19 protein-coding genes are annotated in these 19,271 nt (G+C 66.0%); 13 read left to right on the forward strand and 6 right to left on the reverse strand.

What is annotated here, in order from left to right; translation table 11 throughout:
• The first annotated feature begins 23 nt into the window (after window positions 1-23).
• Window positions 24-2,408, forward strand: coding sequence for a TonB-dependent receptor domain-containing protein (locus tag JF515_RS07405; RefSeq protein ID WP_203102632.1), 2,385 nt, complete (start codon window positions 24-26; stop codon window positions 2,406-2,408).
• A 42-nt stretch (window positions 2,409-2,450) separates the two neighbouring features.
• Here JF515_RS07405 and JF515_RS07410 read toward each other — a convergent pair whose 3' ends face one another.
• Complete coding sequence (locus JF515_RS07410; RefSeq protein WP_203102634.1) at window positions 2,451-3,062, reverse strand: hypothetical protein; 612 nt, start codon at window positions 3,060-3,062, stop codon at window positions 2,451-2,453.
• 156 nt (window positions 3,063-3,218) lie between these two features.
• Between JF515_RS07410 and JF515_RS07415 the strand changes: the two genes are divergently transcribed.
• From JF515_RS07415 to JF515_RS07435, 5 genes are read left to right on the forward strand one after another with little or no spacing between them, the layout of a single operon-like run.
• Window positions 3,219-3,899: a thermostable hemolysin gene (locus JF515_RS07415; RefSeq protein WP_203102636.1), complete on the forward strand. Its 681-nt coding sequence runs from the start codon at window positions 3,219-3,221 to the stop codon at window positions 3,897-3,899.
• Window positions 3,883-5,292 (forward strand): AMP-binding protein, encoded by a 1,410-nt coding sequence (locus tag JF515_RS07420; protein WP_203102638.1) that lies wholly within the window; start codon window positions 3,883-3,885, stop codon window positions 5,290-5,292. The genes JF515_RS07415 and JF515_RS07420 overlap by 17 nt, the downstream gene beginning before the upstream one ends.
• A 17-nt stretch (window positions 5,293-5,309) precedes the next feature.
• Window positions 5,310-5,990: a TenA family transcriptional regulator gene (locus tag JF515_RS07425; protein ID WP_203102639.1), complete on the forward strand. Its 681-nt coding sequence runs from the start codon at window positions 5,310-5,312 to the stop codon at window positions 5,988-5,990.
• On the forward strand, window positions 5,983-6,762 hold the full coding sequence (locus JF515_RS07430) for an SDR family oxidoreductase (protein WP_203102640.1): 780 nt from the start codon (window positions 5,983-5,985) through the stop codon (window positions 6,760-6,762). The genes JF515_RS07425 and JF515_RS07430 overlap by 8 nt, the downstream gene beginning before the upstream one ends.
• Window positions 6,759-7,409, forward strand: coding sequence for a tetratricopeptide repeat protein (locus tag JF515_RS07435; RefSeq protein ID WP_203102641.1), 651 nt, complete (start codon window positions 6,759-6,761; stop codon window positions 7,407-7,409). The genes JF515_RS07430 and JF515_RS07435 overlap by 4 nt, the downstream gene beginning before the upstream one ends.
• A gap of 1 nt (window position 7,410) precedes the next feature.
• Here the strand turns inward: JF515_RS07435 and JF515_RS07440 are convergent, their stop codons facing one another.
• Window positions 7,411-8,319 carry a LysR family transcriptional regulator gene (locus JF515_RS07440; protein ID WP_203102642.1) on the reverse strand — a complete coding sequence of 303 codons (909 nt, stop codon included), beginning with the start codon at window positions 8,317-8,319 and terminating at the stop codon, window positions 7,411-7,413.
• A 229-nt stretch (window positions 8,320-8,548) separates the two neighbouring features.
• On the opposite strand from JF515_RS07440, the gene JF515_RS07445 reads away from it, so the two are divergent.
• From JF515_RS07445 to JF515_RS07460, 4 genes are read left to right on the forward strand one after another with little or no spacing between them, the layout of a single operon-like run.
• On the forward strand, window positions 8,549-9,049 hold the full coding sequence (locus JF515_RS07445) for a (R)-mandelonitrile lyase (RefSeq protein ID WP_203102643.1): 501 nt from the start codon (window positions 8,549-8,551) through the stop codon (window positions 9,047-9,049).
• A gap of 9 nt (window positions 9,050-9,058) precedes the next feature.
• Window positions 9,059-9,808, forward strand: coding sequence for a carboxymuconolactone decarboxylase family protein (locus tag JF515_RS07450; protein WP_203102644.1), 750 nt, complete (start codon window positions 9,059-9,061; stop codon window positions 9,806-9,808).
• Window positions 9,809-9,856: 48 nt separating this feature from the next.
• Window positions 9,857-10,600, forward strand: a complete 744-nt coding sequence (locus JF515_RS07455; RefSeq protein WP_203102645.1) for an SDR family oxidoreductase — start codon at window positions 9,857-9,859, stop codon at window positions 10,598-10,600.
• 27 nt (window positions 10,601-10,627) lie between these two features.
• Window positions 10,628-11,029: a (R)-mandelonitrile lyase gene (locus JF515_RS07460; RefSeq protein WP_203102646.1), complete on the forward strand. Its 402-nt coding sequence runs from the start codon at window positions 10,628-10,630 to the stop codon at window positions 11,027-11,029.
• Window positions 11,030-11,047: 18 nt separating this feature from the next.
• On the opposite strand, the gene JF515_RS07465 is transcribed toward JF515_RS07460, so the two are convergent.
• Window positions 11,048-12,097 carry an AraC family transcriptional regulator ligand-binding domain-containing protein gene (locus JF515_RS07465; protein WP_203102647.1) on the reverse strand — a complete coding sequence of 350 codons (1,050 nt, stop codon included), beginning with the start codon at window positions 12,095-12,097 and terminating at the stop codon, window positions 11,048-11,050.
• An 88-nt stretch (window positions 12,098-12,185) separates the two neighbouring features.
• Between JF515_RS07465 and JF515_RS07470 the strand changes: the two genes are divergently transcribed.
• Complete coding sequence (locus tag JF515_RS07470; RefSeq protein WP_203102649.1) at window positions 12,186-13,055, forward strand: metal-dependent hydrolase; 870 nt, start codon at window positions 12,186-12,188, stop codon at window positions 13,053-13,055.
• A 109-nt stretch (window positions 13,056-13,164) separates the two neighbouring features.
• Entirely contained in the window at window positions 13,165-13,902 is a 738-nt protein-coding gene (gene cmoA / locus JF515_RS07475) for a carboxy-S-adenosyl-L-methionine synthase CmoA (RefSeq protein ID WP_203102657.1), read from the forward strand.
• 95 nt (window positions 13,903-13,997) lie between these two features.
• Here the strand turns inward: cmoA and JF515_RS07480 are convergent, their stop codons facing one another.
• The 3 genes from JF515_RS07480 to JF515_RS07490 are packed head-to-tail and all read right to left on the reverse strand — an operon-like array spanning window position 13,998 to window position 17,039.
• Window positions 13,998-14,996, reverse strand: coding sequence for a DUF2333 family protein (locus JF515_RS07480; RefSeq protein WP_203102659.1), 999 nt, complete (start codon window positions 14,994-14,996; stop codon window positions 13,998-14,000).
• Window positions 14,997-15,042: 46 nt separating this feature from the next.
• The gene (locus tag JF515_RS07485) at window positions 15,043-16,365 is read right to left on the reverse strand and encodes an ATP-binding protein (RefSeq protein ID WP_203102661.1); all 1,323 of its coding nucleotides are present in this window, start codon (window positions 16,363-16,365) and stop codon (window positions 15,043-15,045) included.
• On the reverse strand, window positions 16,365-17,039 hold the full coding sequence (locus tag JF515_RS07490) for a response regulator (protein ID WP_203102663.1): 675 nt from the start codon (window positions 17,037-17,039) through the stop codon (window positions 16,365-16,367). Before JF515_RS07490 ends, JF515_RS07485 begins: the two co-directional genes overlap by 1 nt.
• A gap of 238 nt (window positions 17,040-17,277) precedes the next feature.
• On the opposite strand from JF515_RS07490, the gene dsbD reads away from it, so the two are divergent.
• Window positions 17,278-19,254 carry a protein-disulfide reductase DsbD gene (gene dsbD / locus JF515_RS07495; RefSeq protein WP_203102671.1) on the forward strand — a complete coding sequence of 659 codons (1,977 nt, stop codon included), beginning with the start codon at window positions 17,278-17,280 and terminating at the stop codon, window positions 19,252-19,254.
• Window positions 19,255-19,271: the final 17 nt, after the last annotated feature.

Consider the following 19,271-nt stretch of genomic DNA (forward strand, 5'->3'; position numbering starts at 1 on the left):
AGACAGAGAAACAGGAGAACGACATGCTTTTCCGGCTTCGCTCCGCGCCGCTCACCCTGGCGCTCAGCCTGGCGCTGATACTTGCCCTGGCCCCTCCCCTCGCCCGGGCCCAGGCTCAACCGGCCACCAACGACGCGGCGCACACCCGCGAGTTCCATATCGAGGCGGGCCCGCTCGCCGCCGCCCTGGCCCGGTTCAGCGCGCAATCCGGGTGGGGCGTGTCCGCCGACGCCGCCCTGACCGAAGGCCAGCGCAGCCCGGGCCTGAGCGGCAACTTCAATGATGCCCAGGCGCTGCGGCGCCTGCTGGCAGGCACCGGCCTGCAGTGGCGCCAAATCGCAACCGGTTCAGTGGTATTGGTGCGCCCGGCACCGGTGAACGCGCTGGAGCCGGTAACCGTGACCGCCAGCCGTTCCGGCAAGGCACTGGGTCAAACCGCTCAGAAAGTCACGGTCATTACCCGGGAGGCACTGCAGGCACAGCTTGCCGTCAACAGTGATCCTTCCCAGGTGCTCAGCAACCTGATCCCCAATTACTCGCCCAGCCGGCAAAAACTGACCAGTTGGGGCGAGAGCTTCCGGGGCCGCGCGCCGCTGTTCATGATCGATGGCGTGCCGCAATCCAACCCGCTGCGCCCCGGCAGCCGCGACAGCAACACCATTGATCTTTCCATGGTGGAACGCATCGAAGTGATCCACGGCGCCAGCGCCGAGCACGGCCTGGGCGCCACCGGCGGCATCATCAATTTCGTCACGCGCCGGCCGGAAGGCGGCAAGCTCAGCCAGCACGCGGGCATCAGCGCCTCCGCGCCGACCGACTATGACCACGAAGGCCTGGGCTACAAGGCCGACTATCGAGTGGAAGGGCTGAATGGCGATTGGGATTATCTGGCCGCCCTGTCGTACCAATCCCGGGGGGTGGCCTACGATGCCAAGGGCCGGGCCGTCGGCATCGATAACTCCCAGGGCGATCTGATGGATACGCAAAGCTACGACCTGCTGCTCAAGGCCGGCTACTGGTTCGACGACAACCAGAATCTGCAAGTGACCCTCAACCGCTTTTCCCTGGAAGGCAATCAGGACTACGTCACGGTGGACGGTGATCGCGCCACCGGCCAGCCGACCACCTCCGAAAAGGGACACCCGGAGGGCAAGGCCACCAGCAACCAGGTGCTGACCACCAGTGTGAACTACCGGCATCTGAATCTGGCCGGCAATGATCTGCAGGCGCAACTCTATCTCCAGCGTTTCCGGGCGCGCTTCGGCGGCGACCGGTCGGCCGTCTACCAGGACACCAGCATCGCGCCGGCCGGCACGCTGTTCGACCAATCGGAGAACCGCTCCGACAAGATCGGCGGCAAGATCACCGTGAACCGGGACGGCATGCTGAATGGCAGACTAAAGCTTACCTCGGGCCTGGATGTGCTGCAGGACACCACTCGCCAGACGCAGCTTTACACGAATCGGGACTGGGTGCCGGAAACCCGCTTCCGGAATATCGCGCCCTTTCTTCAGAGCCAGTTTCAGGTGGTACCACGTTTGTCCGTGCAGGCCGGCGTCCGCTATGAGTACGCGAAGCTGGACGTGGACGACTTCACCACCCTTGCCTCCTACGGCGATGGCGCCCAGGGAAACCGGGTCGAAGGCGGCACCCCAAGCTTCGACGCCACTCTTTACAACGCCGGCCTGACCTATCAAATCAGCGAGCCGCTGCAATTGTTCGCCAACTATTCGGAAGGCTTTGGCATGCCCGACGTGGGCCGGGCGCTACGCAGCATTACCAGCCCCGGACTGCGCGTCGACGACTTCCTCGATCTACGCCCGGTGGACACCGACAACCGGGAAATCGGCCTGCGTTTCAACCACGACCCGGTGACTTTCGAGCTGAGCTACTTCGAATCCGACTCGGACCGCGGCTCCATTCTTGTGCAACGCAACGGCGTCTATGAACTGCGCCGCCAGAAAACGGAGATTCATGGCGCGGAAGCGGATATTAACTGGCAGGTACTCGAGCGCCACCGCATCGGCGCCAGCTATTCCCACGTGACCGGCCGATACGACAGCGACCAGGATGGTCATCTGGACGCCGACCTGACCCCGGTGAATGTGTCCCCGGACAAACTGACGCTGCGCTGGCACGCGGCCTGGAATGATCGCTTCGACTCACAGCTGAGCGGGCACCATTACTTCAGCCGCTCCTTCGATAACGCCAACCACTTCGAGGGCTACAATCTGGTGGATCTGGCTCTGGGTTATAAACTCGCTCGAGGACGGATCACGGCGGGGGTGGAAAACCTTTTCAACGAGGACTATTTCTCTTACTTCTCGCAAAGCGCCACCACCCTTTCCTACCAGTATTTCAAAGGCCGTGGGCGGCTTCTCACCCTGGGGTACAGCCTGGATTTCTGATTCCAGGGAGCACCGGCAACACCGGGACCGGCGTGGACGGCGCTAGCCGTCCACCACTCCCGCCAGGGAGGCCACCCAAACCACCAGCGACAGCAAGGTGGCCAGCCACAGCAGACCGCCCAGCACGATCCAGATCCAGTTGGCCCGGGTAAGACGATGATTGGTCTCGCCGGCGGCATCGCCCAGCGTGGCGTTGACCCGTTTCTGGGCCCGCCAGAGCACCCACCAGATCGGAATCATGCAGCCCATCGACAGCAACTGCACCAGCAAGGCTTCCGGCCCCGAGCCCTGCGCCATATAGGTGAAGTTGGAAATCAGAGTAAAAAACACATAGACCACCGACAGAAGCACCGCCGGTGTCCCGCCCGTCACTCCCGCCTCCCGGGCTTCCTTCGACATGCGCTGAAACAACGACGGCGCGAAGAAAATACTGAACAGCGCGCGCATCACCGGCAGCCCGCCACCGCCACGGGCTTCGCGGTAAAGCGCCCAGTTCTTGTAATGCCAGTAAAGGTCGTAGATCCCCATGGTGATCCAGAACAGCAGCGTGAGCTTGAACGGAGAAACCACATAAAAGGGCGCCACCTCCTGACCCGCCGGGGTCACATCGGCCTCGGGCGCGCGATACAGATTACTGGCGTTGTTGTCTTCCATGAACGGGCCCCTCTTTCTCGAATTCTGATTAAAAATGATTTTGCTTATCGATTACCTGAGAATCGTCACGGTTCCGGTTTTTTGGCGCTTTTCTTTCGTTAAGGCGTTATTAAGGTTGCCGGCGCGCAATGGAACTCTCAGAACCGGGAGTGCCCCATGACGCCGACCGACCTCGATCTTTTTTGCCTGCGCCGCCCTCTCACGCTGCAAGGTGAGCACCTGGAGCCCCGCCTGTGCCATCCCGACGAGCCGGGCTACCGATCCGCCGCCGCCTTTGTGCGGCAACGCTACCGCCAATGTTACAACGCCCGACCGCGCATCAGCGCGCCGGCCTTGATGACTCTGCGCGCGCCGGACGGCACGCCGCGGGCAGTGGCCGCCCTGACCCCGGCTCCGGGCCGGCGGCTGTTCCTGGAACAGTATCTGGACCAGCCCCTGGAAGACGCCGTGGGCTCGCTGGCGGGGGCACCGGTAGCGCGCCACCGCCTTCTTGAGGTGGCCGGCCTGGCGGCGGACGGGTCCGGCGCCGGGCGCCTGTTGTTCATTGCCCTGACCGGGCTGCTGCCGTCCCTGGGCGTGGACTGGATCGTCTTCACCGCCACCGTGCAGGTGCGCAACATGTTCACCCGGCTGGGGCTGGCGCCGGTGAGGGTGGCGCCGGCGGACCCGGCCCGGCTGCAGGCGGGCGCGGCGCGTTGGGGCGACTATTATCGCCACGACCCAATCGTCATGGCTGGCTATGTGCCGCCCGGGCACCGGCGACTCAGCGATGCCGGCTGGCTCCATCCCGTGCCCGATTACGGTGACCCGGAGGTGCGCCATGACGTGGTTGCTTGAACGGCTGGCCGCCCACGCCCGGCAACGGCCCGAAGCCGTCGCCCTGGAAGACGGCGACGGCGTGCTTACCTATGCGGCGCTCCTGCGGCGCATCGAACAACGGAGCCAACGGCTCCGCGCCGCTGGCGTGCGGCGGCTGGCGCTGGAAGGCGGCAATGGCCGCGACTGGGTGGTGACCGACCTGGCGGCCCAGAGACCGGGAATACCGGTGGTGCCGGTGCCCCCCTTCTTCAGTGATGAGCAACGCCGTCACCTGGTCAATGTCGCCCGGCTGGATGCTCTCTATCAGGCCGACCGGGACCGGCTCAGCGGCACCGGCGTGGCCGGAATACGGGCGGTCGACGACCTGGCCAAGATCACCTTCACCTCTGGCAGCACCGGCACGCCCAAGGGCGTACGGCTGAGCGGCGACCATCTGCGCCGCACGGTAACGGCGCTGGCCGATGCGCTGGCGCCTCACGCCGGCGCGCGCCACCTGTGCGTGCTGCCCCTGGCCACCCTGCTGGAGAACGTGGCCGGTGTGTACGTGCCGCTGTGGCTGGGCGCCCGGGTCCTGCTGCCCGACCTGGCCACGCTGGGGTTCACCGGCAGCTCGCGACTCGACCCCATGGTGTTCGCCGAAGGGCTTCACCGCTGGCAACCACACAGCCTGATCCTGGTGCCAGAATTGCTGCGTGTATTGGTCATGCTGGCCGAGGCCGGCATGCCCCCGCCGGCGTCGCTGCGCTTTATCGCCGTGGGCGGCGGCAAGGTCGATCGCGGCCTGCTGACCCGGGCCCGGGCGCTGGGTTTACCGGTGTATGAAGGCTACGGCCTGTCCGAATGTGGCTCGGTGGTGGCCCTCAATCGACCCGGCGCCGACCGTCCCGGCAGCGTTGGCCAGGTGCTTCCCCATGCCCGGGTCCGGATCGACGCCGACGGCGAGATCCGGGTCCGCGACGCCGTGATGGCCGGCTACCTGGACCAGGACGCCGGCGCCGAGTGGCCCACCGGCGACCTGGGCCGTCTGGACGACGACGGTTTCCTGTATGTGCATGGCCGGCGCAAGAACCTGCTGATCACCGCCTATGGTCGCAACGTCAGTCCGGAATGGGTGGAAAGCGCCTTCCAGGGCTGCGACACCCTTCGGTCCCTGGTCGTTCAGGGAGACGGCGAGCCGGCTCTCAGCGCCGTGGTGGTGCCCGCCCCCGGCGCCGATATCGAGCGCCTGCATGCCCAGATCGAAGCGGTCAACGCCACCCTGCCGGACTACGCCCGCGTGGCCCGGGTGGTGATCGCCGAGCAACCCTTCAGCGTCGACAACGGCCTGGCTACCGCCAATGGCCGGCCACGCCGCGACGCCATTGCCCACCGTTACCCCCACGCGCCGGCCACGCCGGTGTCCCGAGTCTGATTCCGAGAGGTTCCGCCATGTTCTTCGATACCCTGCAACAGCAAACCCGGGACGCCCGCGAGCACCTGCTACGCGCGCCGGTTCTGGCTGCGATCCCCGAAGGTCGTTTCACCCTCGACAGCTACCGCTATTTCCTCAGCCAGGCCTACCACCACGTCAAGCACACCGTGCCACTGATGATGGCCTGCGGCGCGCGCCTGCCGGCGCGGCTGGAATGGGTGCGCGAGGCACTGGTGGAGTACATCCGTGACGAGTACGGCCACCAGGAGTGGATCCTCAACGATCTGGCGGCGCTGGGCGCGGACGCGGAGTCGGTGCGCCACGGCGAGCCGGATTCGCCCATCGAACTGATGGTGGCCTGGCTGTACAACGCCATCGAGCGTGGCAATCCGATGGCGTTCTTCGGCATGGTCCATGTGCTGGAGGGCACCAGCATCGCTCTCGCCACCCCCCTCGGCGAGCAGGTGCAGGAGACCCTGGGCCTGCCGCGAAAAGCGTTCAGCTATCTCTACTCCCATGGCGCGCTGGACCAGGAGCATTTCCGCTTCTTCACCGACCTGATGAACCGTATAGAGGCCGCCGAGGACCGCCAGGCGGTAATCCACGCCAGCCGTGTGATCTACCGGCTCTACGGCGACATGTTGCACGCGGTGCCGGTCACCGCCCGACAAACCGCGCGGGAGATGGCCCATGGCTGAGCCTCGCACCTGGCTGCTGCTGGGCGCCAGCGGCGGCATCGGCGCCGCTCTGCTGGACCGGCTGCTGGCCCGCGGTGACCGCGTCCTGGTGGCGGAGCGAAGTGAGCATCGCTGGCCCGACCACGAACGGCTGATCCCGGTGCGCCTGGATCTGGCGGCACCGGACCTGGGCGCCCGCGTCACCGACCTGGTCGCCGAGCGCGGTCTGCCCGACGGCCTGATCCACTGCGCCGGCGTCAACCACTTCGCCGCCGCCGAACACAACGACGACGCCGGCCTGACCGCCATGCTCGACGTCAACCTTCGCAGCGCGCTGGTGATCACCCGGGAGTTGCTGCCGGCGCTGCGCCGGCGCGGCACCGGCACCCTGCTGTTCGTGGGCTCCACCTTCGGCAGCATCGGCTTCCCCGGCTATACCGCCTACTGCGCCAGCAAGTTCGGCCTGCGCGGCTTCGTCGAGGCGCTGCGCCGGGAGCTGGCGGACACCGGCCTGCGGGTTCGCTATGTGGCGCCCCGCGCCACCCGCACCGCCATGAACGAAGCCCGGGTGGAAGCGCTCAACCATGCCCTGGGCAACCACATGGACACCCCGGAAGCGGTGGCCGCGCGCCTGCTGCGCGCTCTGGATGGCGGCGCCGCCAGCACCTTCCTGGGCTGGCCGGAAAAACTGTTCGTGCGCCTCAATGCCCTGCTCCCGTTCCTGGTGGACAAGGCGCTGCGCAAACAACTCCCCACCATCCAACGCTTTTTGAAACAAGGAGCGAACCCGTGACCGAACGCCTTTCCCATCTCGCCCCGCGCCTGTTGCTGCTGGCGCTGATCGTCCTGCCCTGGCTGGCCCGCGCCGACGCTTTCGACGAAGAGCTTCTCACCATCCAGCAGCGCTGGGCGGAAATCCAATACCAGCTCGCCGAGGACGACAGGGCCGACGCCTTCGAAGCCCTGCGCGAGCACACCCGGGCCTTCGCCGAGCGCCACCCGCGCCGCGCCGAAGCGAAAATCTGGGACGGCATCGTGCTCGGCACCTGGGCCGGCGCCAAGGGCGGCCTGGGGGCGCTGTCCCTGGTCAAGCAGGCACGCCAGGATTTCCAAGCCGCCATCGCCCTGGACGAGCGCAGCCTGGACGGGTCCGCTCTGACCTCCCTGGGCAGCCTCTACTACCAGGTACCCGGCTGGCCGATCAGCTTCGGCGATGACGACAAGGCCCGCGAGCTGCTGACCCGGGCCCTGGAAATCAACCCCGACGGGATCGACAGCAACTACTTCTACGCGGACTTCCTGCTCGACCAGGGCGACCGGGCCGGCGCGCGACGCTATTTCGAGAAAGCATTGCAGGCACCGGCCCGGCCACAACGCCCACTGGCCGATCAGGGCCGCCGCGACGAGATCAGCGACAAGCTGAAAGCCCTGGCCTCCTGACTCATTCCCCGGCCTCGGCGAGCACATCGCACTTGAGCCGGTCGATGACCAGCCGGAAGGCGGAGCTGATGTTGCGCCTTCCGGAATAGCACAGGTAATAGCCGTCGAAAGGCGGACACCAATCCGCCAGCACCCGCCGCAAGGTACCCGCCTCGATGTCGTCGACCACCTCCGGTTCGGTGACGAAAGCAATACCATGACCGGCCCTGGCCGCCTCCACGCAGATATCGCTCTCACTGAACACGAACGGCCCGGAGGTTTTCTTCTCGATCGCCTCGCCGTCTTTCTCGAACTCCCAATCGTAAGTCGGCGCGTGAGCATGGAACCGAAGCCCCAAACAGGCATGGCGGTCCAGGTCGTCGGGATGCGCGGGCACCCCGTGCCGCTGCAGATAGCCCGGCGCGGCCACCGCGGCCATGCGGATGGGAGGGCTGATCCGCACCGCGATCATGTCCGGGCTGACGAATTCCCGCAGCCGGATGCCGGCATCGAAACGCCCTTCGGTAAGATCACTGAGGCGGCTTTCCAGATTCAGCTCGATCTGGATTTCGGGATAGTCCTCGACGATCCTCGACAGCTTCGGCCATAGCACGGTGCGCAGCACCGGCTTGCTCGCCGCGATCCTCACCAGCCCGCGCGGCGCGTCGCCCAGCAAGCGCAATTCCTCGATCCGCGACCGGATCATGCCCAGCCCCGGGCGCAGGGCGGCCAACAACTTCTCTCCCGCCTCCGTGGTCGACACCCGGCGCGAGGTGCGGTTGAGCAGCTTGATGCCGACCTGGCTCTCCAGGCGCCGCATGGCATGGCTGACCGCGGACTGGGACAAGTCCAGATGCGCGGCGGCCCGGGTAAAGCTCTTTTCTTCCGCGACCACCATGAACAAGGCCAGGTCACTCAACTCTTCACGCATGCTCAAGCACCTCCAGGTTCCACCCGGCAACCCCGCCGCTCCGGTTTTCAACGACCAGTAAACGACGGCATTGATGAGCAGAACCACGCAATCAATAACAATACCGGGATGTTAACTCATAAGAAGCGCCCCAATCATGCATTCAATTCATGATTCCAATGACTTTCATCCGGTTGTTGCTCCCTCTCCTGGGCCTTATGTTCTGTTTATCACTAGCAAGGGCAACAACATGAACGCGCTAAAGAAGACTCTTTGGATCGTGGCGCTGACCACTTCCACCGCGGTATCGGCCGATCAGCCCGCGCAGCACATCACACCCGCCGGGGCACAGGCCTCCATGGCCGGCCCCGGGCGGTTTTTCAGCGGCAACGTCCGCGTGGACCCGCTGTTCCCCGGTACCGGCGCCATCAATGCGTCCGGTGCCTACGTTACCTTTGAGCCCGGCGCGCGCTCGGCATGGCACAGCCATCCAAAAGGCCAGCACATTATCGTTACCCAGGGCGTGGGCCTGACCCAGCAATGGGGCAAGGCGATTCAAACGATCAAGCCGGGCGACGTGGTGTGGTGTCCTCCGGGCGTCAAGCATTGGCACGGCGCCGCGCCGAACACCGCCATGACCCATCTGGTGGTAACCGGCCAGGACGCGGACGGCAACAACGTGACCTGGATGGACAAGGTGACCGACGAGCAATACGCCGGCCACGGTTCCGACCACGAAGCGAAACGGTAGGGGCGCGCCATGACCCTCAAACAGGCTCTGCCGACCGCCTTATTGGCACTGCTGCTGCCGACAATGGGCCAGGCCGCGCCCTCGACACCAACTCCCAAGCACACCGAGGAAGCCACCATGGACAAGGAGCGAAACCTCACTCAACGCCAGCAAGCCATCATCCCCATCGCCTACTTCGCCGCCGCCGGTGATCTGGCGGCGCTGGATGGCGCGCTGCGGACCGCGCTGGACACGGGCATGACCGTCAACGATGGCAAGGAAGTGCTGGTGCAGCTGTATGCCTACGCCGGCTTTCCCCGCAGCCTCAATGCCCTGGGCACTTTCATGAAGGTGATTCAGGAACGCCGGGACCAGGGCATCGAGGACCCGCTCGGCGACACACCGGACAGCCCGATCCCCACCGGCAAGGAACTGCTGGCGCAGGGCACGGCCAACCAGACGAAACTGGCCGGGCAGCCGGTGACGGGTCCGCTGTTTGAGTTCGCCCCGGCCGCCGACCGATACCTGAAGACCCATTTATTCGGAGACGTTTTCGCCCGCGACAACCTGAGCTGGCGGGACCGGGAGCTGGCGACCATCGCCATGCTGGCGGCTCTGCAAGGTGCCGAGCCCCAATTACGCGCTCACATGGGCATGGCCATGAATGCCGGCCTGACCGAAAGCCAGCTTAACAACCTGACCGACGTGCTGGCCCGGCACGTGGACCCGGCCGGCGCCGCCCGCGCCCGCCAGGCCCTGGAGCGGCACCCGGGCCAGTAGCCGCGACACTCACCACGCACTTCAATTCGATCCGACAAGAGAGCCATCATGATTAAAGACAAGGTCATCATCATCACCGGCGCGTCCGCCGGCATCGGCGAGGCAAGCGCCAGGCTGCTCGCCGAAAAAGGCGCCAGGGTGGTCCTGGGCGCGCGTCGGGAGGAAAACCTGAAACGCATCCACGACGAGATCAAACAAAACGGCGGCGAGGCGGTTTACCAGGTACTGGACGTCACCCGCCAGGAAGACAACGACCGCATCGTCCAGCTCGCCAAGGACACCTTTGGCGGCGTGGATGCCATCTTCCTCAACGCCGGCCTGATGCCCAGCTCACCGGTGTCCGCGCTGAAGACCGACGAATGGCATCGCATGGTGGACGTGAACATCAAAGGAGTCCTGAACGGCGTTGCCGCCGTCATGCCCACCTTTACCGATCAGAAGGCCGGGCACATTCTCGCCGTCTCCTCCGTGGCCGGCCTGAAGAACTACCCGGGCGCCTCCGTGTACGGTGGCACCAAATGGTTCGTGCGCAATTTCATGGAAGTGTTGCGCATGGAAGCGGCCATGGAAGAAACCAATATCCGCACCGCCACCCTGTACCCGGCCGCCATTAATACCGAACTGCTGAGCACGATCACCGATACCGGAGCCCGCCAACAAATGAACGGTCTTTACGAGCAGTACGGAATTTCTCCGCGGCGGGTCGCCGAGGTGGTGGCGTTCGCACTGGATCTGCCGGAGGACACCACGGTCAATGAATTCACCGTCGGCCCGGCCAATCAGCCCTGGTAACCCCGTAAACGCTTTTGGAGAACGACCATGATTCTGAACAAAAACGGTTCCCGGGAATCCGTCGCCGGCCCGGCGGAATGGTTCACCGGCCGTGTCCGCATCGACCCGATCCACGGCGAGGCGCGGGCACCTTCCCGGCTCACTTCCGCCCAGGTCACCTTCGAACCCGGCGCGCGGACCAACTGGCACACTCATCCCCTGGGTCAATTGCTGATCGTCACCGCCGGCAAGGGCTGGACGCAGTGCGAAGGCGAAGAGAAGGTGGAAGTGGGCGCCGGCGACACCATCTGGTGCCCGCCGGGCCACAAGCATTGGCACGGCGCCACCAGTAGCACCGCCATGACCCACATCGCCGTTCAGGAGATGCTGGACGGTAAGAACGTGGACTGGCTGGAACCGGTAAGCGACAGCCAGTATCTGGGTGCATGACGGCGTTCCGGCGTGTCGTCACCGGCCTCCGGTGGGCACGCCGCCCACCCGGTATTCCGTGGGCGACAGGCCGCTCCAGCGCTTGAAGGCGCGGGAGAAATTAGCCACGTCGTTGTAGCCCAGCGCATAGGCCACTTCACTGATGCGCTGGTCGCGGTCGGCAAGCATCTCGCGAGCCTGACGATAACGCACTTCGTCCTGTAACTCGCGGTAGCTCAAGCCGGCCTGATGCAAGCGCCGCTTCAGGGTACGTGGCGATACCGCCAGCCGTTCCGCCATGCCGGCCAGATCCGGCAATGGCGGCGCCTGATCGCGCAGCGCGGCGCGCACCCGCTCCGGCATCGCGCCCTCCTGGGTGGCGCGCCAGCGCCGGAATTCCAGCTCGCACTGCTCCCGGGCCAGGGCCTCGGCCTGGGGGTCGGCCAGACGCGGGCGGGCAGCCAGCAGCTCGCGGGACAGGATCAGGGCATCGCGGGGCTGGTCGTAACGTACCGGCACCGGCACGGTACCACGCAGGGCCGCCGCATGGGCCGGGGGTGGCCCCTGGAAATGCACTTCCGCGCCGCCAGGCGAGGCTTCCATGAGCTGCTCGAGCATGTAGACGAAACCGATCACCATGGCTTCGATAACGAAGTTGCGCACCGGCCCGGGGCCGAAATCGGTGCGCAAGCACAGCGCCTGTCGGTTTTCACCGAGGGGGTCGCGCCATACATTCAGGAACGGGGCGCGCAGGCCCAGGTAGCGGCGCGCCGCCTCCAGGCCGTCGTCGATACTCGGGCAGGACAGGGCCAGCAGCCCCACCGGGCCGTGCAGGGTGATGCGCATGGCCCGGGCGTAGCGGAACCCCAGGCCAGCCTCATCCACCCGGGCCAGGGCCGCCTCGGCGGCGGCGTTGGCCCGATCCAGCGGCAGCCGGCTTTCCGGGGCCAGCAGTTCCTGTCGGTGGAGGCCCAGTTCACGCAGCAGGGACGCCGGATCATGGCCCAGCTCGGCGAGCACGTCGCACAGCAATACCACGTAGATTCCCGGAACCCCGGGGGTCAACCAGGCCCGGCCCGAAATCACCACAGGTTGGCCCTCCACAACAAGACCGGAAAGCACTGACTGGACCATAGTTGTTGCCATCATTCAATGGCATCCCGATCCGGAGAGTCCCATGAAGCTGTTATCCCGCCCCCGCCGCGCCATGGCGCGGCTGCCGATCCGCCCGCGGCGGATGAATTTCCGGTTCCAGGGTTTCGAGCAAAGCCGCTACTGGTTCGATAACGATCCGGTGCTGACCCATTTCATGAACGTGCTGTCGGTGACCTTTCCGGACGGCGAACGGTTCTTCGTCGACGCGGTACGCGCCTTCCGCGACCAGGTGGACGACCCGCAACGCCAGAAAGACATTTCCGGCTTCATCGGCCAGGAAGCGATGCACTCCCTGGAGCACAAGGCGTTCAACGATCTCGTGGCCGGCCACGGCGACGGCTACGATGCCCTGGTCAACGAGGCCCTGAGCGTGGCCCAGCGGCTGCTGGCCGGTGCCCGCAAGCATCTCAGCGCCGAGCGCCAGTTGGCGGCCACCGCCGGCCTGGAACACATCACCGCGATCCTCGCCGACACCATTCTCAAGCGCGGCGACATGGTGGAAAAAATGGACCCGTCGGTACGCCCGTTGTGGGTGTGGCACGCCATCGAGGAAACCGAGCACAAGGCCGTGGCCTTCGATCTCTACCAGGATGTGTCCGGCGATTACTGGCGTCGCCAGCGCGCCTTTTTCTACGGCACCGCCTACCTGGCGGTGTTCAGCACCTACTTCACCTGGCGCTTTCTCAAGGAGGACGGCGTTCATCGCCGGCCGCTGACGCTGGCCAAGGGTCTGTGGAAGATGTTCGGTTACCGGGGCGTGGTCAGCCAGGCGATTCCCGCCTGGTTCCAGTATCTGCGTCCCGGCTTCCACCCCTGGCAGGATGACAACAGCCACCTGCTTGAACAGTGGCGCGCCACCCTGCCGGAACCGGCGGTATCGGAAGCGGCCTGAGGGCGGCGCCCGCGCGGGGGCTCCGCCGCGCCTCGAAGTTCCGCTACAATCCGCGACGCGGGGCAGCGGTAAGGGCGGCCCCGGGCACGCAATGACCGCGAGGCGCACTATGACATCCGACCGCAGGGACCGCCTGTTCAGCGAACAGGACAAGGCGATCGCCGACTTCGACTTCGGCGCCCGTACCGCCGAGGTGTTCGATGACATGCTTGATCGCAGCATCCCCCAATACCGGGAACTGCAGCGCATGATCGGCGAGCTGGCCGGCGAGTTCGCCCTGCCCGGCTCGCGGGTCTACGATCTGGGCTGCTCCACCGGCATCACCCTCGACAGCCTGCACCAGGCGGTGGACCCGGGCGTGGAGCTGGTCGGCATGGATTACTCCCGGGCCATGCTGGAAAAAGCCCGCGCCAATCTGGCCGGGCCCTTCGAAGCGGGCCGCCTGCGCCTTGAGCACGGCGACCTCAACGACGGCGTGCGTATCGAAAATGCCTCGGTGGTGGTGCTGAACCTGACCCTGCAGTTCGTACGACCGGTGAACCGGGAGGGCCTGTTGCGCTCCGTGGTGGAGGGGCTTCGTCCGGGCGGCGCGCTGATCCTGGTGGAGAAGGTGTTGGGCAGCGATGCCTTCCTCAACCGGCTGTGGATCAAGCTGTATTACGACATGAAGAAGCGCAACGGCTATTCGGAAACGGAGATCGCCCGCAAACGGGAGGCGCTGGAGAACGTGCTGATCCCCTACCGGCCGGATGAGAACATCAAGATTCTTGCGCGCAGCGGGCTGGACAACGTGGACATGTTCTTCAAGTGGTATAACTTCGCCGGGTTTATTGGCGTTAAGGCGTAACGTTCATGGCCGTGGGGCATCGCGACCACAGCGCCCCGGCCCGGCCATCCCTGGCCGGGCGTAAACCGCGCTGCGAAGCTTGCTTCGGTCGCGGTTTACCCTTCCTGCAGCAGCTTTCTCAGGTCGATGAGGGCGGCGTTGGCGCGGGACAGGTAGTTGGCCATTACCAGGGAATGGTTGGCGAACACGCCGAAACCGGAACCGTTCAGAATCACCGGGCTCCACAGGGTCTGCTGGGTGGCTTCCAGCTCACGAACCATCTGCCGGAAGCTGACGGTGGCGTTCTTGCGCCGCAGTACCTCGGCGAAATCCACTTCCACGGCACGCATCAACTGCACCAGTGCCCAGGAGGCGCCACGCGCTTCATAGAAAACGTTGTCGATTTCCAGCCACGGCGTCCGCACATAGGTTTCGCGTTCGTCCAGCTCGCCCACCGGGGTGTCCTCGTCGGTGTTCAGTTGCGAACGACCGACACTCTGGCTCAGGCTCAGGCTCAGCGAGCCAAGGCGGTTCTGCACTTCGTTGAGCCAGTAGTTAAGGTTATCGGCGCGGGTATAGAAGTGGGCGCTGCCATCCTCGCGGCGGAGCGCTTCCAGGTAGTTTTCCAGGGCGCGGATACCACGGCGGTACTCGCTTTCCGTGGCCGGCATGGCCCAGCTCTCGGCGTCGAAATTAAACTGCGGTTCGGCCACCGCCAGGAACGGGTTTTCCTGGCTTTGCGACTGGGAGCGGCTCATGTCGCGGCGCATCACCCGGGTCACGTCGCGAATCTGCACCAGCACGCCGTATTCCCAGCTGGGCATGTTATCCAGCCATAGCCGGTGCGGCAGGATATCGTTGCTGAGATAGCCGCCGGGCTTGTCCAGCAGGGTACCGGCCACATGAATCACTTCCCGGGTAATGGTTTCGCCGGGCACGGCGCCGTCCGCGCGACGCACTTCCACCAGATCCGGTTCCCAGCTCCAGTACCAGCCCAGGACCGCGTCCACCAGCAGCAAAATCAGCAGCAGGGCCAGCAGGCCTTTCCAGATGCGGTTGTTCTTCGGGTCAAGCAGGGTGTCCCCTACCTTCTGGCCGAATTTATCGTCTTTCATGGGCGCTCCCCAGATTCCATCCCTTCCACTATACCCCAGCCCGGCGTCAGGCCGCAGGCAGGGTCATCACCGCCGCGGCCGGCTGTTCCTCGCCGCGCAGCCGGTAACGGAGCGCTCCACCATAGATGGTCAGGATGCGGTCGACAATGGACAACCCCAGGCCGGCCCCGGGTATGTCCTGGCGGCCCCGGCTGAAGCGACCGGTAAAACGGTGCTGCTGCTCGGCGGTAAGCCCGGGGCCGCCGTCGAACACCTCCACCAGCACCTGCCCGGCCGCGGCGCGCACCCGTATCCCCACATCGGCGCCGGCAGGCGAATAACGGCAGGCGTTGTCGAGCAGGTTACGGATCAGCATGTCGGTGGCTTCGGCGGGCAGCGCCACCGACAGTTCCGGTGGCGCGTCCAGGCTTACGGTCTGGCCGCGTTGCTCCGCCAGCGGCGCGATCAGCGCCACGCAATCCCGGGCCACCATCACCACGTCGCAGCGCGCCTCGGAGCCATCGGCATCCGGGTCCAGCCGCGACAGGTTCATCAATTGCTCCACGGTGCGCGTGGCACGCTCCACGGCGCGGCGCAACTGCACCAGGGAGGCGCGCACTTCCGCCGGGTCGGACAACTGGGCGGCGTTGTCGGCGTGCAGGCGCAGTGCCATCAGCAGGGTGCGCAGTTCATGGGCCGCGTCGGCGGTGAAACGCTTCTCTCTCTCCAGAGTGCCCACCAGACGCGCCAGCAGCATGTTGATGGCCTCGGTGAGCGGCGCCAGTTCGCGCACCGAGCGGTGCCGCAACGGCGCCAGATTGTTGGCGTCACGCTGCTGCACCGAGCGCGCCAGCCGGGTCAGCGGGCTCAACCCCCAGCGCACCGCCAGCCACACCAGCAGCAAGATCACCGGCACGCTGAGTACATAGGGCAACAATACGGTGGCAGCCATGTTGGCCACCAGGGAACGGCGCGCCGAGTCGCTTTCCGCCACCACTACCCAGCGATTCTCGGGCAGCGGCATGGCGTAGGCGTGCCAGCCGTTGACCTCCTGGTAACGACCGGCGGCGGTCGGGTTCTCAAGCGATAGCAACGGCTCGCTCGGGGCGCCGTCGCTGCCCAGCACCAGCTCGCCATCGTCCCATAGCTGATAGACGAAATAGCGCTGATAGCGGTGCTCGTTTTCGTCCAGCCCGGCGACCTTGGGGTCCGGCACATGGCCTTCATTCCAGAACGCCGCCATCAGCCGGCCGCTTTGCACCAGCTCGGCGTCATACTGTTCGTCCAGCTCGTGATAAAGGGTGCGATAGGTGCCCCAGCCGAGCAGGGTGCCGCCACCCAGGATCACCGCCACCAGGGCCAGCATCAGGAACCGGCGGATCGAGAACATCAGCCTTCCCCGGCCACCGGCGGCACCAGCATGTAACCCACGCCACGCACCGTCTTGATACGGTCGCCGCCGAGCTTGCGGCGCAGATGGTGGATGTGCACTTCCAGAGCATTGCTTTCCACTTCATCGCTCCAGCCGTACAGGGCCTGTTCCAGGTGGGCCCGGGTGAATACCCGACCGGGGCCACGGGCCAGTTCCACCAGCAAGGCCAGTTCACGGCGCGGCAGGCGCACCGGTTCGCCGGCGCGGGTGACGGTCATGGCGTCCGGGTCGATCACCAGTTCGCCCACCTCCAGCAGTGGCCGCGCCGGTTCCGACCCGCGACGCAGGCGGGCGCGCAGGCGGGCGCGCAATTCCTCCACCGAGAACGGCTTGATCAGATAATCGTCGGCGCCAGCGTCCAGGCCCCGTATGCGGTCATCGAGCCGGTCCCGGGCACTGATCACGATCACCGGCACCGGGTCACGGCGCTGGCGCAGGGTGCGCAGAGCCTCAAGCCCGTCCATGCCCGGCAGCCCCAGATCCAGCAGCACGGCATCGAAACGGCCCGCCTCCACCGCCGGTTGCACCTGGTCGCCGCGCATGACGTGGTCCACCGCGTAACCGTCGTGCCGCAGAGCACGCAGCAGACCGTCGGCGAGCAGCTCATCATCTTCCACCAATAGAACGCGCATGGCCGGGCTCCCTGATCCTCCGCCATCACTGACAGGCGCCGTCACTATAGGACGCCCCCGGCGGCGCCGCCATGGCCGGCGCGCGCCCTTTTGCACCCCCCGGCGGTTACGGGGACAATGTGCCGCCGGCCAGCGTGGACGGTGGAACTTAACGGTTTCTTAAACCCGGGCCTCCAGCCTGCCCGGAACCTCCGTGTCACGGAGGCATCCAACACCGAGGAACCGGCGGGAGGAAGGAATGGCGTTTTCAGAACGATGGCGGGGGTGGCGCGGGCTCGTGCTTGCCCTGGGGCTGCTGCTGGTCGTGCCGGCGGCGGCGCTGAACCTGGGCGGCGGAGACCGCGGCGCCTTTTCCAGCCTGGGCGGTGACGACAACGGCGGATTGCCGTCCGTGGACGAGGCCATCCAGGTGGTCCCCGACGAGGACTGGGACAATCAGAGGCTGCGGGTAACCTTCAGCCTCTATGACCACGTCTATCTGTACCGCCACAAACTGGATTTCACCCTGCGTGACGCCAACGGCAACCTGCTGGATGACTTCCAGGATCTGGAGCTGCCGCCCGGCGAGGACAAGACCGACGAGATCTATGGCGACGTAAAGGTCTTCTTCGGGCAGTTGGACGTGGTCCTGCCCCTGGACAGCGTCCCGCTCGCGGACACCGAGCTGGAAGTGAAATACCAGGGCTGCATCGAGGACCGGCTGTGCTACCCGCCGGAAATCCGCACCTTTTCGTTCAGCCCTCCGCGCCCGGGCGGCGGCGACACCGCGAGCGGCGCGCCGGCTCCCGATACCGGTTCCGGACCGGTGGCGGAGAGCGACGACGGCTTCCTGGCCACCCTGTTTTCCGAGGACGCCAACGCCTTCAACCAGTGGATGAGCGGTCGCGACCTGGGCCTGATCGTGGCCCTGTTCTTCGCCGGCGGCCTGTTGTTGGCGTTCACGCCCTGCGTGTTTCCGATGATTCCGATCCTGTCCGGGATCATCGCCGGCCAGGGCCATGGACACGCCAGCGCCCGGCGCGGTTTCGTGCTCAGCCTGGCCTATGTGCTCGGCGTCGCCGTGCCCTATACCCTGGCCGGCCTGCTGGTGGCGGTGTTCGGCGCCGGCCTCAACCTGCAGTTCCTGCTTCAGCAGCCGGCGGCGATCATCACCAGCGTGGTGATCTTCATCCTGCTGGCGCTGTCCATGTTCGGCCTCTATGAACTGCAGCTGCCCGCCGCGCTGCGCGACCGCCTCAATCACGCCGGTCCCGGCGGTGGCGGCTTGCTGGGCGCCGCCGTGCTGGGCGCCATCTCGGCGCTGGTGGTGTCGCCCTGCGTGACGCCGATCCTGGCCGGCGCCCTGCTCTATGTGGCCGGCACCGGCGATGCCCTGACCGGCGCCGTTTCCCTGTTCGCCCTGGCCATCGGCATGGGCGTGCCACTGATCATCTTCGGCACCGGCGGTGGTCACCTGCTGCCACGCGCCGGGCACTGGATGGAGGAGATCAAGCGATTCTTCGGCGTGGTCATGCTGGGCGTCGCGATCTGGCTGCTCGACCGCATCGTCGGCGATACCCTGACCCTGGCCCTGTACGGCTTGCTGCTGACGATCTACGGCGTGCAGCTCGGCGCCCTGGAGCCGGTGGCGGAGGGCGGCTCGCGGCTGAAACGGGCGGTGGCCCTGGTGTTGGCGCTGTACGGCGCGGTAATGCTGGTGGGCGCGGCCAGCGGCGGCACCGACCCCTGGCAACCGCTTAAGCCCATGGCCAATCCGGCGCCGCTGGCCGCCGCCGGTTTGCCGGGACCGGCCCGGGCCGATGGCGCGCCGGCCCGGCCCACGCCGGACGGCGACCACGGCCCCTGGGTGAGCCTGGCCGGCCATCGCCCCCTGGCCGATGCACTGGCCGCCTCGGCCCGGGCGGACCGCCCGGTGCTGGTGGATTTCTTCGCCGAATGGTGCGTGGCCTGCAAGGTGATGGAGGAAACCACCCTGGCGGACGCCCGGGTCCTGGACGCCATGGACGGCTTCGACCTGTACCGGGTGGATATCACCGAGATCAACGACGAAAACCAGCGGATCATGGAGGATTACAACATCTTCGGGCTGCCCAGCTTTGTGTTCTTCGACCCGGATGGCGAGGAGGTGCCCAATGCCCGGGTGCTCGGCGAAATGGATGCCGAGCGCTTCCTGAAACATCTGAACAACAAGATCCTGCCCGTTACTTCGCCCTGATCTCCACATGTAACGAA

This window comes from Alloalcanivorax marinus, assembly GCF_016785095.1.
GTDB lineage: Bacteria > Pseudomonadota > Gammaproteobacteria > Pseudomonadales > Alcanivoracaceae > Alloalcanivorax > Alloalcanivorax marinus_A.

Bases quoted from the DNA above. Each gene is read 5' to 3' on its own strand.
- JF515_RS07440 (WP_203102642.1), bottom strand. From the start codon at position 8,319: ATGCGTGAAGAGTTGAGTGACCTGGCCTTGTTCATGGTGGTCGCGGAA.
- dsbD (WP_203102671.1), top strand. From the start codon at position 17,278: ATGGCGTTTTCAGAACGATGGCGGGGGTGGCGCGGGCTCGTGCTTGCC.
- JF515_RS07420 (WP_203102638.1), top strand. From the start codon at position 3,883: ATGACGTGGTTGCTTGAACGGCTGGCCGCCCACGCCCGGCAACGGCCC.
- JF515_RS07490 (WP_203102663.1), bottom strand. From the start codon at position 17,039: ATGCGCGTTCTATTGGTGGAAGATGATGAGCTGCTCGCCGACGGTCTG.
- JF515_RS07415 (WP_203102636.1), top strand. From the start codon at position 3,219: ATGACGCCGACCGACCTCGATCTTTTTTGCCTGCGCCGCCCTCTCACG.
- JF515_RS07445 (WP_203102643.1), top strand. From the start codon at position 8,549: ATGAACGCGCTAAAGAAGACTCTTTGGATCGTGGCGCTGACCACTTCC.
- JF515_RS07455 (WP_203102645.1), top strand. From the start codon at position 9,857: ATGATTAAAGACAAGGTCATCATCATCACCGGCGCGTCCGCCGGCATC.
- JF515_RS07430 (WP_203102640.1), top strand. From the start codon at position 5,983: ATGGCTGAGCCTCGCACCTGGCTGCTGCTGGGCGCCAGCGGCGGCATC.
- JF515_RS07470 (WP_203102649.1), top strand. From the start codon at position 12,186: ATGAAGCTGTTATCCCGCCCCCGCCGCGCCATGGCGCGGCTGCCGATC.
- JF515_RS07410 (WP_203102634.1), bottom strand. From the start codon at position 3,062: ATGGAAGACAACAACGCCAGTAATCTGTATCGCGCGCCCGAGGCCGAT.
- JF515_RS07480 (WP_203102659.1), bottom strand. From the start codon at position 14,996: ATGAAAGACGATAAATTCGGCCAGAAGGTAGGGGACACCCTGCTTGAC.
- JF515_RS07460 (WP_203102646.1), top strand. From the start codon at position 10,628: ATGATTCTGAACAAAAACGGTTCCCGGGAATCCGTCGCCGGCCCGGCG.
- JF515_RS07485 (WP_203102661.1), bottom strand. From the start codon at position 16,365: ATGTTCTCGATCCGCCGGTTCCTGATGCTGGCCCTGGTGGCGGTGATC.
- JF515_RS07405 (WP_203102632.1), top strand. From the start codon at position 24: ATGCTTTTCCGGCTTCGCTCCGCGCCGCTCACCCTGGCGCTCAGCCTG.
- JF515_RS07425 (WP_203102639.1), top strand. From the start codon at position 5,310: ATGTTCTTCGATACCCTGCAACAGCAAACCCGGGACGCCCGCGAGCAC.
- JF515_RS07450 (WP_203102644.1), top strand. From the start codon at position 9,059: ATGACCCTCAAACAGGCTCTGCCGACCGCCTTATTGGCACTGCTGCTG.
- cmoA (WP_203102657.1), top strand. From the start codon at position 13,165: ATGACATCCGACCGCAGGGACCGCCTGTTCAGCGAACAGGACAAGGCG.